Source organism: Arenicella chitinivorans (assembly GCF_014651515.1).
In the GTDB taxonomy this organism is placed as follows: Bacteria; Pseudomonadota; Gammaproteobacteria; order Arenicellales; family Arenicellaceae; genus Arenicella; species Arenicella chitinivorans.
Window position 1 is genome coordinate 150978 of sequence record NZ_BMXA01000006.1, and the last position, 17666, is coordinate 168643.

The 17666-nt window shown below is 46.4% G+C and carries 7 protein-coding genes and 2 pseudogenes; 5 read left to right on the forward strand and 4 right to left on the reverse strand.

The window, feature by feature from the left end:
• Nucleotides 1-294: 294 nt before the first annotated feature.
• The gene (locus IE055_RS14795; RefSeq protein ID WP_189402451.1) at nt 295-594 is read right to left on the reverse strand and encodes a hypothetical protein; all 300 of its coding nucleotides are present in this window, start codon (nt 592-594) and stop codon (nt 295-297) included.
• A gap of 281 nt (nt 595-875) precedes the next feature.
• Between IE055_RS14795 and IE055_RS14800 the strand changes: the two genes are divergently transcribed.
• The 4 genes and pseudogenes from IE055_RS14800 to IE055_RS18120 all read left to right on the forward strand — a co-directional run.
• Nucleotides 876-1436 carry an Lcl C-terminal domain-containing protein gene (locus IE055_RS14800; RefSeq protein WP_189402452.1) on the forward strand — a complete coding sequence of 187 codons (561 nt, stop codon included), beginning with the start codon at nt 876-878 and terminating at the stop codon, nt 1434-1436.
• Entirely contained in the window at nt 1437-1598 is a 162-nt protein-coding gene (locus IE055_RS14805; RefSeq protein ID WP_189402453.1) for an Lcl C-terminal domain-containing protein, read from the forward strand.
• A gap of 481 nt (nt 1599-2079) precedes the next feature.
• Complete coding sequence (locus IE055_RS14810) at nt 2080-2937, forward strand: hypothetical protein (RefSeq protein WP_229794320.1); 858 nt, start codon at nt 2080-2082, stop codon at nt 2935-2937.
• Between the two features lie 314 nt (nt 2938-3251).
• Nucleotides 3252-3434: pseudogene (locus IE055_RS18120) on the forward strand (IS3 family transposase); the annotation flags it as partial.
• 118 nt (nt 3435-3552) lie between these two features.
• Here IE055_RS18120 and IE055_RS14815 read toward each other — a convergent pair.
• A pseudogene (locus IE055_RS14815) lies at nt 3553-3929 on the reverse strand (transposase); the annotation flags it as partial.
• A gap of 649 nt (nt 3930-4578) precedes the next feature.
• On the opposite strand from IE055_RS14815, the gene IE055_RS14820 reads away from it, so the two are divergent.
• On the forward strand, nt 4579-4962 hold the full coding sequence (locus tag IE055_RS14820; protein ID WP_189402455.1) for a hypothetical protein: 384 nt from the start codon (nt 4579-4581) through the stop codon (nt 4960-4962).
• A 306-nt stretch (nt 4963-5268) separates the two neighbouring features.
• Here IE055_RS14820 and IE055_RS14825 read toward each other — a convergent pair whose 3' ends face one another.
• Both IE055_RS14825 and IE055_RS14830 read right to left on the reverse strand, forming a co-directional pair.
• Complete coding sequence (locus tag IE055_RS14825) at nt 5269-5562, reverse strand: hypothetical protein (protein ID WP_189402456.1); 294 nt, start codon at nt 5560-5562, stop codon at nt 5269-5271.
• Nucleotides 5563-5578: 16 nt separating this feature from the next.
• Complete coding sequence (locus IE055_RS14830; protein WP_189402457.1) at nt 5579-17650, reverse strand: FG-GAP-like repeat-containing protein; 12072 nt, start codon at nt 17648-17650, stop codon at nt 5579-5581.
• Nucleotides 17651-17666: the final 16 nt, after the last annotated feature.

The window sequence follows — 17666 nt, forward strand, 5'->3', positions numbered from 1 at the left end:
TAAATGTGTTGTATGCAATCACATCCAGACTAACCACCATTTCTTATTGCCAGCAACGCCACTTGCCCGAATCATTAGGTTGGTATGGTGGATCAATGACGACGAACGTATCCACATAATTAGCGACCAACAACAGACTTTGGCGAACGCATGACTTCCACCAGTGTCCGCGCATTTCTCAGCACAACCAATTCATCCGTCTTGCCAAACAACTGGCGGCGTTGTTACCCAACTCATACGGCTTCAAGGCCATCCAATCAAACATTGAAGTGCTTACCTGTTATGCCGTCATGCTTACTTTCGATCAAGATTTTGACCTGTATTTTGTTTTGGTGCAGCCGACGACGGATGTGGAAACGCTCGCGTTGAGGCGACCTTTCTGCATAACAACAAGTTCGCCGATCCGACCAATGAGTATTTTTCAAAAATAGTAATATGAAGAATCCGTAGCCAGCCGTAAGCACTCTCACGGATAACAAGGCGCGTAATCTTTGCAAACAAATCAACAAAGAGTTGCCAAAGATAAAACTGGGTACCTACAAGTAAAAAATAGATATCACTACCAATGCGAATTTGCACAAGCTTTTTTACCATGAAGGTGTACTTGGGTTCGATGCGCTACAAAAAATTCGTGAATTCTATTTTGGTACCGGTCTATCCTCAGTCCATGCCAACCAAAACGAGCGCCTCGCCCATGGTCAAATAAATATCACTCTACCTACCATGCTGTCAGTCTACGCGCTCGGCGCAGCTGAAATTAACGTCGTTGTTGTCCCACTGTTCAGCGACAACAACTACCCAGAAACTTTTTCTTTCAGCACGCGTCTCCGCTACACAGCAATGACTTCATCCATTCCAATCACGCACTGGATCAAGTGACCGGTCTGATCTGGCAGCGTGAGATCGCGCCCTTTACGCTCAACTGGGAAAATGCATGGCGCTATTATTGGGAACTCACTATCGGCGATCTGGATCAATGGCGACTGCCCGAGCCAAACGAGGTGATTTCGATTGTCGACTTTAATGAGCGAGCACCAGCCATTAATGTTAATGCCTTTCCAGGAACGAACTCCATTCCGCCCTATTGGACCAGCCAGTTCAGCTCCAATTTCATGGTGCCTGACCCTTCCCTCACACAAGTTTTAGCCGTCGATTTCCAAACCGGAGGTATGTTCAGATACTCACCTACGGCATCAATGCGCGTGCGTTGTGCACACGGTCGCAGTGCGTCGCGCGGCGCTGTATTGCGCAGCGAAGGTAACGGTACGGTCTACGACATGGCCACCGGTCTAACCTGGCAACAAGGGCACCAGGCTTCTCGCGACTGGAGTGAAGCAATTGAATATTGTGAAACCTTGACGCTTGGTGGCAAAGACACTTGGCGTCTACCTAATCCCAAAGAGCTAATCTCGGTCGCAGACTATCGCGATCCATAGATGATTCACAGTGATGCTTGGTTCAGTGGACTGGGCAGCTTTATCTGGTCGGCACAACAGACCAAAAGCAACACATCTGAAGCCTGGGCAATGAACAATAGCGGCGGTGGCGTTTATGCTCGACCCAAAACCAGTAATGCCGATGTCCGTTGTGTGTATTGACCCAAATCCCTTCATGCCAGGGAGTCAACTATTTTTGGCACAGCGATTACTGTGTTAGAAAACGTGACCATCGGCATTGTGAGTAAGGCTGTTTTTAGATTCATTGCTTGTTAAAACATTGCATAGTGAAAAAATCATGTGGTTTGCGGTATCGCGGCGCGCATGATTGAGGGCTTGCTACGGTCGCTGGCCAGCACTAGTGAGACACAGGGTAAGATGATCATGGGAGTAAGTCCCATCTGGAACTAAATATTGATTGTGGTGAATTCAAGAACGACGAGAACCGGCGAAGCAACAAAAAGTACGACCACTCCACTCTTGAATTCTGCCCGTCACTATGAGACCTTAATAGCTCAACGGACTGTTATTCGAGACAAGGATGGGACTCCCTCGCAGACAATTGGTGTCGCTCAGCGACACTCCTTTTTATCATTGTGTTTCTCGCTGCGTTCGGCGTGCGTACCTTTGCGGGTATGATCGTGTGACGGCGAAGAGTTATGAACATCGTCGTGATTGGCTGGAAATCAAACTCCGTCGCACAGCAGAAGTATTTGCGATCAAATTATGCTCCTACGCGGTGATGAGCAATCACTATCATGTGGTGCTACATGTTCGACCAGACATTGCCGAAGCATGGTCTGAACGAGAAGTGGTCGAGCGATGGAGCAGTCTTTTTTGTGGCACCCTGTTTTCACAGCGGTTCTTGGCCGGTGAAGCACTGAGTGAGCAACAATGGTCGATTCTAAGGCGAGACATTAAGTGCTGGCGAAAGCGACTGATGGATATATCCTGGTTCATGCGTATTGTGAACGAATCGATCGCTCGGCAAGCCAACAAAGAAGACCGTTGTACAGGACGGTTCTGGGAGGGTCGGTTTAAGAGCCAGGCACTGCTAGATGAGCGTGCATTATTATCGTGTATGGCCTACGTGGACCTAAATCCGATTCGCGCAAAAATGGCTATTTCACCTGAAGAGTCTGACCATACGGCGATCAATTACCGCATCAAAATGCTGACAGAAGGCATTTCAGACTGTCCCGGATTAGAAAAATTTGTGGGGACAACCGAACATGCCATCGGCATCCCGTATAGACTAAAAGACTATCTTGCTTTAGTCGACTGGACCGGAAGATGCATTCGAGCTGATAAACGCGGATCCATTCCAGACCAGCTTCCGCCTATCCTTCGACGGCTGGATTTTGACACGAGAGCCTGGCTGGTTCTGACGACCGAATTTGAAATGCGGTTTCAGAGTCGTGTTGGTAGTGAACACATTAGTCGGCGTATAGACAGTGGCGATCAAGCGATGAAATCTTCAGCTTCACGTAATCCGCTCTGAAACAAAAAACAATCACAACCAAGACCTCACCACGAAAGCACGAAAGTGAGTATTTCGTTCGCCCAATTTTCTCAGTTCAACACATAGATACTACAACTTCACTCGCCACCCACCTAAATCACCATAATTCCAAGGCTGCCTTCCTACCCAATTAAAAAATCTGCACATTCTAGAGGGAAAATTAAGCCTATACCTCTCTCTCAAAAGTGGCTGTCCATGTTTATTATTTGGCCTTCCTACCCAATTAAAAAATCTGCACATTCTAGAGGGAAAATTAAGCCTATACCTCTCTCTCAAAAGTGGCTGTCCATGTTTATTATTTGGAGGTTATTCACAAAGATGGGCCGTGGCGCGGACTTGATGATGTTGAACGAGAAACGCTTACTTGGGTGGATTGGTTCAATAACAAACGGCTACTCACACCTATTGGCGATGTGCCGCCGGCTGAGTATGAATTAATGTATTATCAAAACTCTGAGCTACGAAAAGCTTCGTGACTCAGATAAAACTGTCTCCGATGATTCCAGTGAGAACCATTCCTACCCAATTAAAAAATCAGCACATTCTAGAGGGAAAATTAAGCCTATTCCTCTCTCTCAAAAGTGGCTGTCCATGTTTACTTTCGTAGCATGTTTCGCTGATGCGAAACGCGGCGCAAGCAAAACGAATACTGACACCCTGGTTGGCAACGGCCGCCTGAGCCATCAACTTACGCTGAGACGGCCTTACCACTTTTTTGACAAGGCTTCCTGAACGATCTCGGCTTTAAGCCGTTCATCTGCGTACATCTTCTTTAATCGGCGGTTTTCATCCTCCAGCTCTTTCAACCGAGCCATGAGCGACGCGTCCATGCCGCCATACTTGGCACGCCACTTATAGAACGTGGCAGAACTCATCCCGTGTTCGCGGCAGAGCTCCGGCACCGGTGTGCCGGCTTCGGCTTGATTGAGGATCGCCAGTATTTGGCTATCGGAATACTTAGACTTTTTCATGCAGAATCTCCTGCGTTAAGATTACAAGAATATTCTACTTTTGAACTCAGTTATTTTTAGGGGGGATTACCCTCTAGCAATCAAACGACGGAAACTTCAGTTTCGCGTAATCCGCTCTGAAACAAACAGTCACAACCAAGACCTCACCACGAGAGCACGAAAGTGAGAATTTCACTCGCCCAGTTTTCTCAGTGAAACACATGGAAACTCCAACTTCACTCTCCACCTACCTAAATCTGCGTAATTCCAAGGCTACCTTCCTGCTCAATTAAAAAATCTGCACAATCTAGAGGGAAAAGTAAGCCAATACCTCTCTCTCAAAAGTGGCTGTCCATGTTTACTCTATGTTGAACGAGAAACGCTTACTTGGGTGGATTGGTTCAATAACAAACGGCTACTCACACCTATTGGCGATGTGCCGCCGGCTGAGTATGAATTAATGTATTATCAAAACTCTGAGCTACGAAAAGCTTCGTGACTCAGATAAAACTGTCTCCGATGATTCCAGTGAGAACCATTCCTACCCAATTAAAAAATCTGCACATTCTAGAGGGAAAATTAAGCCTATACCTCTCTCTCAAAAGTGGCTGTCCATGTTTATTAATTATCGTGTATGGCCTATGTGGACCTAAATCCGGTTCGCGCCAAAATGGCTATTTCACCTGAAGAGTCTGACCATACGGCGATCAAATACCGCATCAAAATGCTGACAGAAGGCATTTCAGACTGTCCCGGATTAGAAAAATTTGTGGGGACAACCGAACATGCCATCGGCATCCCGTATAGACTAAAAGACTATCTTGCTTTAGTCGACTGGACCGGAAGATGCATTCGAGCTGATAAACGCGGATCCATTCCAGACCAGCTTCCGCCTATCCTTCGACGGCTGGATTTTGACACGAGAGCCTGGCTGGTTCTGACGACCGAATTTGAAATGCGGTTTCAGAGTCGTGTTGGGACTGAACACATCAATCGACGTATAGACAGTGGCAATCAAACGACGGAAACTTCAGTTTCGCGTAATCCGCTCTGAAACAAACAGTCACAACCAAGACCTCACCACGAGAGCACGAAAGTGAGAATTTCACTCGCCCAGTTTTCTCAGTGAAACACATGGAAACTCCAACTTCACTCTCCACCTACCTAAATCTGCGTAATTCCAAGGCTACCTTCCTGCTCAATTAAAAAATCTGCACAATCTAGAGGGAAAAGTAAGTCAATACCTCTCTCTCAAAAGTGGCTGTCCATGTTTACTTTCTCTCTCAAAAGTGGCTGTCCATGTTTACTCCCAGCTGTCCATGTTTACTCCCACAAAAGTGGCTGTTCATGTTGCTGATATTTAGTCGATCTTCGTCGGAACAAAACAGTCTGAATTTATCTTAACTGGATCGATCTTTAGAGTATTAATATTTCCCCTAATTGAAGCAACAATGACAGAGTCCGATGGATTCTCATGTGCTGAAACAAGACAGAAGTCACGGCTTTCACCATCAAAACCTATTTCAAGAGCGAGGTTCGTAGAAAACTGCTTTTTAATTTCAAAACCTTTAGATTTCAGGTCCGTTAGTTCTTGTTTGATACTAGCTCTAGCCAACGCCTTCAAATCATCCAGACGGGTATTCGTTCTTTTCATCTTAATTTATTAATATCTAATCAGGTAGCCACCCTGAAAGACTATCAGCAGTGGGCGTAAACAATACTCTTCCCCCTTCTGAATTCAATATGGCGCTCTGATTGTTAGGAAAAAGCTCCAAAATACCACGATCACCTACAGAAGACCTCAAAACGGTTGAAGGGTTAACCCCGTCAGGGATCGGGTGCGTATGAGCAGAGAATCTCCACCCTTCTGAAGCTCTAGTAGAAGCCCATGCTTCATCAATGATACCATCAAACCCAGACGAATTACCCCTCACAACCATTCTACGGCCACCAACAGTAAATACAGCAAACTCTTGTCCTGTCTGTGCTGTTAACGCTGCGATATCTTTCTGACTCACTGATCGTTTTGAAACAATAATCGAGTCCCCTACATTGCTCAATTCATCAAGCAAAACTTTTTGCCTACTGTTTAAACCAGCAAAACCTCGGTAAATGGCCCCAGGATCTCCGTTTGGAATAGGGGTTCGAATCGTAAACCCGCCCACCCTTGTCGCACTAACCGCCCCAGCACGCACCGCGGCCCTCTCAAAAAGCTGTCCAACCTTTAACCCCGACATAGACAAACCAACTTCACCAACCGTATCTGGCAACAGAAACTCGGCGATTGTTAAGTGTGCCGTTCCACGATCAAGCGCGTACTTTTTCAGCGTAACAATAATACCCTCTTCCCCCTGTAGCTTACTCGCCTCTAAAACCAAACCATCCCTAATCTCGGTTATTTTGCCATCGAGGTGCGACATACCAGGAATTTCATAGGTAATAAAATCATACAAAGCTTCGCCAGCGACCGCAGCATTAATCGATTCCTGCTCTATTAATGCTGGATTTGAAGACATCCAGACTCGTTCACCAGTGGCTAATTGAACGGACTCGAATGCGTAGGGAGCTTGAGGTCCACCATCTACGAATTTCCATGGACTGGTTGGGAAGTTAGATGCAAGCCTGGTTATGTCTTCAGGGAAGACACCCGCGTCAAACTCTCCTTCCCCCCAAGTCTCTAAGCTGACACCAACGATATTGCCGTTATGATCCGTTGTGAAATCGGCTACCTTCTTACCGCTCTCGTCTTTAACTTCAAATTCTCCAATTGACGTGTATTCTAACCTGTAGTTTTTAGTTGGGTCTGAGTCACCTTTGACCTGCCACGATTTCGTGCCGATATGCATGAAAGCACGTGCCGCAAACTCATGGCCTAAAACATCTGGCAAGCCAAGTACGGCACCTAATGAGCCATCCATTAAACCGAGCTGATAGAAAGCTCCAACAAGACCCTCACCTGTGAGATCTTGAATGCTCGCAAGTCCCGAACTCACATGTATGAGAACCAAGTCGTCGAGTAGCTCACCAAATGCTTCGTCACTCATATCAATGATAGAACCATAGGTGTCACGAGCTTCAGTGATTGCCTCATCGGCGAAGGTATTTCTTGCAGACTCTATTTCGCTTAATTCCTGCCCTTCATTTTCTGCATAAAAACGTCCATTGTTATCTTCAACATGATGAGTCAAATCAATGCGAGTCCTTAAAACTACAAAGTTTTGATTGAACCGATAAATAGAGAAACCTGCTTGAACGAGTGTGTTTAAGACTATTAGTCCATCCTCACCCTCTATGATTAAATTGAGCGCGTCACCAACAACTGAAAGGTCGCAATTTATACGTGTGCCACTTCGGCAGACTGTCTGACCATCCCTGCCGTAGGCCAATATACCTACTTCAGTTGCTAAAGCCCGCAATGCGCCCAACTGAAATCCATTCCAAAAGTCGAGTTTTTCACCGTCAGAGCCGCGACCATTTGAAATTTCGGTGACTAGGCCTTCAATAACGCCAGAACGAATTATTCGAACTATGCCACTGCCGCCGTTGGGTATAGATCTGTCCAAGGCGACTGATGCCACTCCAGCTGCAAATCCATGCTCAAACTCACCACCAGACAGGTGCGATGCATAGCCCCGGATTACGCCACTTGTTGCGGCCTCCAGCACGGTTCGATTGATATGAGTAGATTTGGACACGCCATCCAAATAGTCACCGAAACCTTTTGAGCCCACATACGCCGTAGCAAAGCTTAACGCCGCACTTTCTATATCAATTTCACCTGTGATGGCGACTTGCGCTGCGGTCGATAAAACTGGGGCCGCATACCACTGAGACATAAAGGCTTCCCCGGCCGCTGTTCCATCTCCACCGTAGTAGTAAACGATGGCAGTGATAACAACTTGAACCACCTGTAGATACTTAGCATCTCGTTCAGCCGCTCGAATTGCTTGTACCGTTTGATTGGTATCATAGGCTGAGATTGCGTAGCCACGTGCATTATTCCATTTTTCAGGACTGCTTCCCCATGCCGTTATGTGCTCTTCAAACAAGCGCGGGTTGTGTCGAGACAACGCGAGTAAGTCGTACAAGTGCTGTGATGACGGTAGCACCACTTCCAGTTCGAAGTACGCGAGAGATACAAAGATATACTCATTACGCTCATGCTGACTCGCCGTTACGGGTTTATAACCTGATGGGTCGACGTACTTAAGCGGATTGTTGTAAACGTATGAGTACCGGTTCAAGCTTTGTGGATTAAGAATCGCAGGAACAAATGGGTCAGCAGATAAAAAGCGGCCGATCACGGGATCATAGATGCGCCCATTCATATGAACTAAGTCCATGCCGACAATCGCTTCATGGCCTCCTAACCCCATATCACCCTCAGCGGTTTCGCCTTCCTCATTCTCGGGGCGAATAATAGGGTTACCAAAGGCATCAAAGTAGTTCACTGCAGCGATTTCACCATCGGCATCGGTGACAAGCTTAACCGAGTCTAGTGCGTCATAGTGATAGTACTGAATATTGATAAGTGACGAAGCAGCCACCTCTTGTACCTGCTCATATTGAATCGGTGTCAGACAATGAAGCCGCTTTGGATCCTCAGAACCATTGGTAGTCGACGCGTCATCGTCGACTTCATAACAATCCGTCATTTGAGACTCAGGCACATATTCGTCTGTGCTAGTTGACTCAACGATTGGTTGCGCATTCAGCACCGAGTCGAAGGCGCTAAAGTAATTACCAAGAATTGTATCGACACTACCAATACCTCGACGCAAATCATCGGCCAAGGCATCAGCCGCCCCGAGCTCAGGTATCTGTTCGGCGGGAACAAACGGTTCCTCGTAACCTTTGATCACCGCGATATTTTTGCCGCGCGCACCAATAGAAGCGTGTTGGGTTAACTGGCCCGCCGATTTCGTTTCCTCGTAAACGCCTTTGAAGAAGTAAAAAGTTTCGTCTACCTTACCGTCAGCCGATCGTTTTTGGTAATAGCGGTCATGCGTGGGACCGTAAGCAAACGTCGCATAGTTGCCATTCTCCTCAGTGATCCTGGATGGTTTACTAAAAGTGGTGTATTCGAACGTGGCACCATCACCCGTGCGCATTCTGCCAATCGCATCGTATGTGTAGGCGCGTTCTCCGGCTGCAACAACGGCATGCACTTTATTTGGGTGATAGGCATAGTCACCAACACCTGTTTTACTCTTGATGTTACCGAGCGCATCATAGGTGAACTCCTGCGTTACTTTATTATCCTCATTTTCACCAAAAAAAGTGTATTGCGCAGTTTTCAAACGGTTTAAGTCGTCATATTGATAGGCCTCGGTTGTGCTCAGCGCATAGTGCCCTTTGGAAACAAGGTTTCCGGCCAGATCGTAGTAATAAGCCTCGTTTTGATAGTTGTGTTCCTGGTGGTCAGCTTTGGTGCGAATCGAATGCAAAGACCCCCTAACTGGGTCATACTCTCGGTGGTTAACCACGCCATTACCATATCGCTCGCGCACCACACGGTTAATTTCATCTGACTTCTCAATTTTCCAGAACGAGATATCTCGTTCTACCTCATGGAACTGATAAACTCGACTCGCCTTGACGAAAACCTCAAAGGCTTTTAAGGATACTTCGTTACCGGCTTGATTCAGGTCAGACACCTGTCTTACATATTTCTCGACATGATTGTCATAAAATGTTTTGGCGTCTGAGTAGAGATTCTTTGCTATCTGAGCTTGCTTTTCAAAGACACGAATATTGTTACTGATTGTTGATTCATTGGCGTTACTCCGTTCACGGAGTACGCGCATGAGCCCCAATATATGATCAACCAGTTGACGCTCGCGTTTTCGATGGAACTTATCATTCGGAATGTCGGGATATCCGGAAAATAAATCCGGCACACATACTCCGGGGAGATAACGTTCGATCGACTTTGCTGCTTCGGACCTCTCAATACGCTTCTCAGGTTCCGGAGCACGCATTTCTATTTCATACCCAATAATAACTTCGGCACGTCGCTCATGGTCATATTCGTAAATAGGAACTTGCACCGCGACTTCCGGTGCATCTGGGTCAACGATGTCCGTCGTTACGTCATACGCTGGGACATGGAACGTATAATTTCTTGAAGCTGTGCAATTAGCAGACGAATTGATAGCTAAAGAGCCACCACTGAATTCGCTAAACAGTGATGTGACGACATTGTTTCGTGCTTCTTCTTCAGTCTGCGAGGTAATTTGTAATAACTTCGATTTTAGGTGCTCGACAGCATACCTGTCATCGTAGACCTGAGGGGTAAAATGCTCTATGCGTCGAGCAGCGACAATCGCTTTATCTTCAGCTTCTTCCGCTTTTCGGATATAGCCTTTGTACCTACTTAGATTCGGCTTTAAATCGTCATTGTTTACTTTGATTGCGCGTTGGTAAATCGCCTCAGCGACCTCGTCACGAAGTGTTTCCCCGCGCTCAAGCAAACCGAAATAATGGTCTCGAGTGTTTAATCCTGCATTTTTGACTTCCGACAGATACCCAAATTCATCATACTCGTACCGCACCGACAAGTTATTGGGGTAATACACGGTGTAAGGCAGCTGACTCTCACCCAAGTAATCAGTCTTCAGCGTTCGCGTACCACCAGAGTTAGGCAGCGTTACGGTGTTTTCAACCGCCCTAGACCGGTAGTCATAGGTAGACGTAGACACATACCCGGTTGTATCAGAAACGCGTTTGACTAATGATGATGCCGCCTCTGGATTTAAGTACACGAGCTCGTTAATTTTGGCGATTTCTTCTTGAGCAACCTCTCGCTCGGTAAGCTCCGTAAGATAAGTTTGATAAGCAATCTTGGCTTCAGAGAGATCGTAGTATTCCCAAGTTGCGGTCACCGAAGGTACACTTTGGCCTTGAGCGTTTACTCCCGAGTCAATCCGTTGTTCAAGCCTTCCGTATTCGTCATAAATAAAAACTTGTTTATTTCCGAGGGCATCGGTTTTTGATGTGATTTCCCCAAATGCATTATGCGAAAAGGTGGTTACCCCATGATTAGGGTCGGTGACCGTTTGTTTACGCCCAAATTCATCATACGTAATGATAGTTCTGGTTTCTTCAAGTTGGGCATTTACGGTGCCCGTCAGCTGACCTAGCGCGTTATAGAAGTATTCAGTCTCGTTTTCGTAGGCATCAATAATCTTACTCGGTAAGCCGAAGTGTGTATTTATGGTTGTGGTTGCATTGCCATTTGGATCATATTCTGTGACTGAACGACCATCATATACCCAAGCTTTTACAACTCCACCAGGCTCCTCCGTGTAGGCTAATCGACCAAACGTGTCATAACCGAATGTAACCTTCTGAACTTCCGTGTCAGATCCCGGAATATACGGTACAGTTCGACTTGAGACCTTGCCGTTGAGGTAGTATTCCGTATCGATATAGAGAATATTTTCTGCACTTGCGGTTGCTCTGCGCACCTCTCTGCCGAGTTTATCGTAGTAGACGACTTCCGCTGCTGATCCTTTTTCTTCATTACTAAACTGAGCAGTCAGATAGGCCGCCCCTTCTGGACACCCTTGGACACTCCCATTCGCCGAAAGTCCATTGCAAAACTTGATATCGAACGGTCTGATAACACCGCTGCTAGCGGTTTCACGTGCTTTACGACCAAAACCGTCGTATTCATATTCGACAAATGAGCTGTCGTTGGCGCGAATTAAGCTTGGTTCATCAGTGACCCCTGTGTATTCGAGCTCGGTTATTTCATCAGCAATATTTTGAGTGCCAATTCGGAAGCGCCCTTTCAAATCATAAATACTACTCTCAACTCTCGGACCGAGCGTCGAGTTAACGCCAATGGCAGTCTCGAGAAGATTTCCAAATGGGCCAAATGTGTAACGTGTTGTTAAGTTGGCAACAGACTCAAAATGTAGCAACCCACGCGAATCAAACTCGCGTCCTGTCACAACCGACATTACCTCGTCTGGTTTAATCGAATTCCAGCTTTCTACTTTATTTTCTGTTTGCTGTGTCAGTAGCCAAAAATTCTCATTTGGTGTTATCTCATGCGTGGTAAGAGTATGGTGTTCAACGCCATTCTCGAATAGAGTTTGATGTTCTTTACGAGGATAAAAATAACTCGGAAGGGGGTCCAAGTAGTCTGTTTCAATCGTGTTTAGCTGGTCGCCATCTTCCTTGTAATTTTTTGTCGTCGTTCTCTGCAAATAGGAGTGCTTTACAAGATCGCTCGTGGCGGAGTCTATTTTTATATCATATTGGTAATCTGTTCGGCTTATGGTGTCGCCCCAAAGCTGAGATAGCTGAGAGGCCTCTGCTCTACCTGTGTGTGGAAAGGTTTGGGCGAACTCAGTAAGAGACACACGTTCCGCAATCCAATCTGTCGATTCAGCTGTTTTGAAGCCAACACCCTGGCCCCGAAGCAAATCAAAGGCATACCCTGAATATGCGTAAACTACGTCGCTCAGAAGGCTCTCGCCACTAACAGAGTCAAGCCCCTCGGCTAGAAAGGATCGATAACCGCTGACCACCACTGCTGGACCATTAGTGCTTTGCAGTGGGTAGGTCGCACGCTCTTCTGTAGGGTAAACCGAGAAAGGCTTAAAACCTTTCTCATACGCTATTTCAGAGCGTTTAGTGCCATCGAAAATTTTATTAATGGTACCGCCTATCGAAAATAGACCAAAATAAACATCGCTACCAGTAACTTGGCTTTGTGTCGATCTAACCAAGTCTTGCTCAAGGTCTCCATCTGCATCAGCGAGTACATACTCCGTCACCAGCTTGCCATTTTCTAATCTTTGCATTAGAGCTGGAATGGAAGAGTCTGGGGAACGTAGTTTAAAACCGGTTTTACTCCCTAACCAGACTGCTTGATTATTAGTAAGCGCTGATCCACCCTCAACTGATTGTATAAAGTCAGTGTATCCATCAGCATTAATATCAAGCAGGTGCGCGACCAAGCCGTGCCCTTGCAAGAACATGGTGCCAGGTAGATGGTAATCAATTCGTTCGTCTAATCTCCAGCCGACACCGGTATTCAGCCAGGTGCTACCCAGTGCAGGCGCGTCATTTGGCAAATAGGAAAGCGCAAGATCTTGATAATTATCATTATTTAGATCAACCAAGAGAGCTTGGATATCGCCGTTAGTGTGGCGCAGTGAAATCGGCAATTGATAGGTCTGACTTTCCTGCCATATAGAACCCGAATTTAGGTAAACCAGATCACCCTGACCGACTTGTGTACTGTAATTGATCCAATCTAGTAATCCATCGCCGTTTAAATCTATGAATTGACCGTTGGAGATACGGTCGCCCTCATTATCTGAGGAGAACGTAAATGGAAACGAAAAATCAGTAGTTGAAGCGTAGCCGTTCGGGTTGGCTAACCATGCCCCCTTAGGGCGCCCATCGCTTCCGTCGGAAAGAATATCCAACAAGCCATCGCGGTTGAGATCAATGAGTACGGCTGTTTGATAGGTATTACCTCCAACCTTTGTAAACAACGATCTAGGCATATCAAAGCCCGAAGACTTTACCCAATTTTCACCTGTATTCAGCCATAGCTCGTTGACTGGCGATGACCCGATACTCAGCGACAATAAAAAGTCCGGTAGCCCATCACTGTTAATGTCGACGACTTTTGCAACAGATCGATTTGTGAAATCAACCAACGGAATCGGTGGTACAAACGTTTCACTCCGCTTCCAGCCAACATCGCTACGCAGCCAAACCACCTTCTGCTCAACACCTGTTGAAAACTTAACTGATTTCACCCAGTCAAGCCGCCCATCACCGTCAACATCGATCAAAGTACCTGTTTTGACTCCGTTTGAGTCATCAGATGGTACGGGCACTTCGAGCGCTACAGCTTGCCCTTCGCCTGCATCTGTTTCTTCGGAACCGCTCTCTCCACCGTTTTCTGCTGCAGCGACCACATTTTGGTCTTCCGCTAAAACGCTTTCGCCTTCTTTCACCCGAGCAAGCAACTCACTGACATTTCGAATCCACTGATCCTCTAATACCGGCAACCGATAGGCATCGGTAGACTGCCAGACACCAGCGTCAGAAACCATACTGCTCGTTTCAGTTGATGGTTCACTTTGTGACCATATTTGAGACTCATTTAGCCAGTCTATCGAGGACTGACCCGTCAATGTGGCAAACTCACCTAAGGTTTCCAACATCCCTTCTGCTGAATATCTGGAAATCTCAAATAGCAAAGATAGTTGCGGTTGCGTTGTCCAGACACCGTCTATCAACTTTTGAGTTTCAGTTTGAACCACGCCCTGGGTATCACTGATGCCCCTGAGCCATTCCACTACTCCATCGCCATCAATGTCATGTAGATGAGCCGTGTGATTTCCGTCACTGTCTTGTAAAGCAGGTAAACTCGGAAAGGTGTCCACCTCCCAACCTGAGGGGCCTTGAACCAAAGTTCGATGAGAAGACTGATTGTCATCATCGACTACCGAGACAACCCAATCCAATAAGGTATCTCCGTTAAGATCAATAAACTCACCAAATTTAAAATCATCTATATTGGTGATCTCTAAATCCGTGTCGACGGCCCAAGCGCCAGCTGCATATCGCCAGACTCTGAGCGATTTGACCCCATCACTTTCATGGTATTCAACCCACTCATCAATCCCATCTGAATCAACATCGACGACAATGCCTGCTGCTTCTGAATCGGTTGCCAATGAGAATGGAATTGTTTGTCCAGTTTGTTGCGTCCATCCACTGGGTTGGTATGTCCAAAATTCTTGGTTTTCGGCAATGCTTGCACTCGATATCCAGTTCAATTCGCCTTCAGGTGCTCGGAATAAATACCCGCCAACCCGATAGCCTGTTTCATCCACATACACCATGTGAAATAGTGCACGACTCTCTGTAGAAGAAACCCACCCGCTTTGAGTGTTATTGTATGCGGATTCTATCACCTCGCCATTTGGTAGAATCGCTCTCCCTACCCAGTCTAAGAAGCCATCATTATTAGTATCAATAAAACTTCCAAGTGGGATACCCCCAGCCAGCGAGATTAACGCTGGCAACGTGTATTCCTCTGAATACTGCCAACCAGCCTGCGTATTTATCCATGTACCGCGGAACTCACTCCCGTCTTCACGACGATATGCGATGACCCAGTCTTGAAAACCATCACCATTAACGTCAACTAGCTGGCCCGCTTGGGCTAACTCTTTGCCCAATAATGTTTCTTCATTGGATAAACTCAACGCGCTCCCGCTCTGACCATCACCGGTTCCACCCCCAAGGCTGCCAGTGTCGATGGTTAAACCTTCGTTCCCGGCTCGCACCTTGTCGTAGCTTAATAGATAGTCAGGCACAACGTCCGACGATGGACTTTCGTTCCAGCCGATTACCTCCTCGGTCCATTTGAACTTTATTGGTGTGTAACAAGCATCAAAAGCACCACACTCAATAAGCGATATTAGACGAGTGTCTCCTAGTAGTGAATTTGCGGCACCAGAACTCCGCTGCGATATGACTGCGCCTTCTCCATGAAGTAAGCCATCTAGAATGCTTTGGTAGTTGACGAGCGTATCCTCTTGACCTCGATCTTGGATGATCCTCAAGTTATTGAGCACACCAATTAAATTGGTTTGACCATCGGTTACGCCTTCCACGTCGACGATGTCCTGCCCAGACATCAGATCGGTGATCGATGCTTCAATCTCCGCTATATAGTCCTGGGTATAGCTCTCAGAGCTCTGACCGGAGTTAAGTAAACCAAGCACAAAAGTAGACTCTCGCAGTTGTAACTCCTCATCAGTTACATACTCACCAGCCAGCAACTCAGAATCGATTTCAAAATACTGTAATTTTTCGTCTATTTTTGCGACAAGGTCTTCGATTTGCCGAATCGAGTCTTTCCGCAGCTGAGCAGCAAACTTGCGATACATGCCCGTGACCTGCCCAGCAACAAGTAAGTGATATGCATGGTTACTTTTCGATCGTTCTACTAGAGATGGAATGACCTGTCCGTCGTCATTGACTCCTGGGCTTAATGTGAGTGACTCGAGGTCAGTATATAGTCCAAAGTATGTGCTTGCGGCTTCTCCATAATGGACAAATGCATTAAATGCCTCTTCGACTTTTGATGTCTCTTTGTAGCAAGGCGTGTATTGACTTGGATAGCTACCATCTTGAAGCTCCGCAAGCTGAACAAATGCGAGACAGTCATCCGCTGCCTTTGTGGCGGCCTGATACTTCAACTTCAAATCATTTTTAAAGTTCTCCATCATTTGTGTTTTATATGGAGAATCTTGCGGAACCAGTAAAATACGATCCGCTTTCTTTAATTGTTTCGCGATGTAGTCATCGAGCCTTTGCACAACCCTTTGCTTTGCCGATTCAAGCACGGTCCTTTGAGCTTCTAATTCACCTATCCTCGACTCACGATTTGCTTGAACCTCTGACTCCAATTGGCTAACAGTGGATTCTAAGTTACTTACATACGCTAGTTGTTCCTCATTCGACAGGCTTGAGTATTCAAGCATGGTCTGTTCAGCCAACTCATCAAACCCCGATGCAAGACTGTTTAGGTCATTCAGCAGAGTTTGATAAAAACCTGATGATCTGTCGTCGGATTGACTCACATAACTCTGAAGAAGCTCAGAGAGAAGAACATGATCTGGGAGAGTATCAGCGGTTCCAATAAGGGTTTCAACATAGTCATATCGATCTAGTCTAGCAACCCTGCTTGAACTAGCTTCATATCGACTATCAAGAGTTAATTGATATGGTGTGGGGGTATTGTTTTGCTCGGTAGTTAACGAGTCGCAGGCATCATTTGGAACAGTAGAACTAACTGACTCTTCTTCATCACCATATGACATCAAGTAACGTCTAAATGATTGATCGGCGCCATCTCCTCCATACCTTGAACTCGGCACGTGTTTGAAAACGGCGATTTCCTTTAGCTTGACAGCCGTCTGAACGAGCGAACCAGCGACACAAGAGTAATATGGGTCGCTTCGACCGTCATACTTCAGCTCAATACTGTTGTAGGGTGATAACCCTTGGCTTTCATTACCTGTATATCGGATGTATTTTGGGTAAAACTGACCGGATTCATTATCTTCGAAATATTCAAAGGCGATATAGTTTCCAAGGTGATCTTCCACCTTGGAAAGAGCCCAGAAATGCACAACATCTTTCCCCTGCAACTCAACTCTGGAGTCTGTAGTACTACCGTAATAGAAAGTGCGACCGTCTGGATTTTTTACTGTGAAGTAAGACGGACCAGTAATATTGGCACCGTGGATGATGATCTTCTGATTTGTCCCAAGTTCAGTTCGGTATTCAGAAAGGTCTGCACCGTGCGAACCAGCAACGAGTATGAGGCGGTTTCCATTCAAGCAGTACTGGTCACCTGAGTGAAAACCGATGCCAGAATTGACCCCGTCCAACCTTGAGGAGGCTACACATCGCGTAATTGACCCCATCCCAGTCAGCGACCACCCCTTGCCTAACACACCGTCAGGAGATTGGTTGTTGTACTCCAAGGCAATGTTTGGCTTTACTCCATTGGTGCCGATTGGGGCAACGATAGGTACTCGATAGCTTACAGTACCAGTCGGCAAAACTTCTACCGATGACTTCGTATTCCCCGGAACTTGATAATACTGATCACTAGCAAATACTAATTCAGAGTCACCAAACACTAGAAATAAAAGTGCCCAAAAAAGAGCGATTGAACGGATATTCAATGGAGTTCTCCCAAGT

What these genes read in the sequence shown, in the direction of transcription:
- IE055_RS14825 (WP_189402456.1), bottom strand. Translation starts at nt 5,562, where the DNA reads ATGAAAAGAACGAATACCCGTCTGGATGATTTGAAGGCGTTGGCTAGA.
- IE055_RS14820 (WP_189402455.1), top strand. Translation starts at nt 4,579, where the DNA reads ATGGCTATTTCACCTGAAGAGTCTGACCATACGGCGATCAAATACCGC.
- IE055_RS14795 (WP_189402451.1), bottom strand. Translation starts at nt 594, where the DNA reads ATGGTAAAAAAGCTTGTGCAAATTCGCATTGGTAGTGATATCTATTTT.
- IE055_RS14805 (WP_189402453.1), top strand. Translation starts at nt 1,437, where the DNA reads ATGATTCACAGTGATGCTTGGTTCAGTGGACTGGGCAGCTTTATCTGG.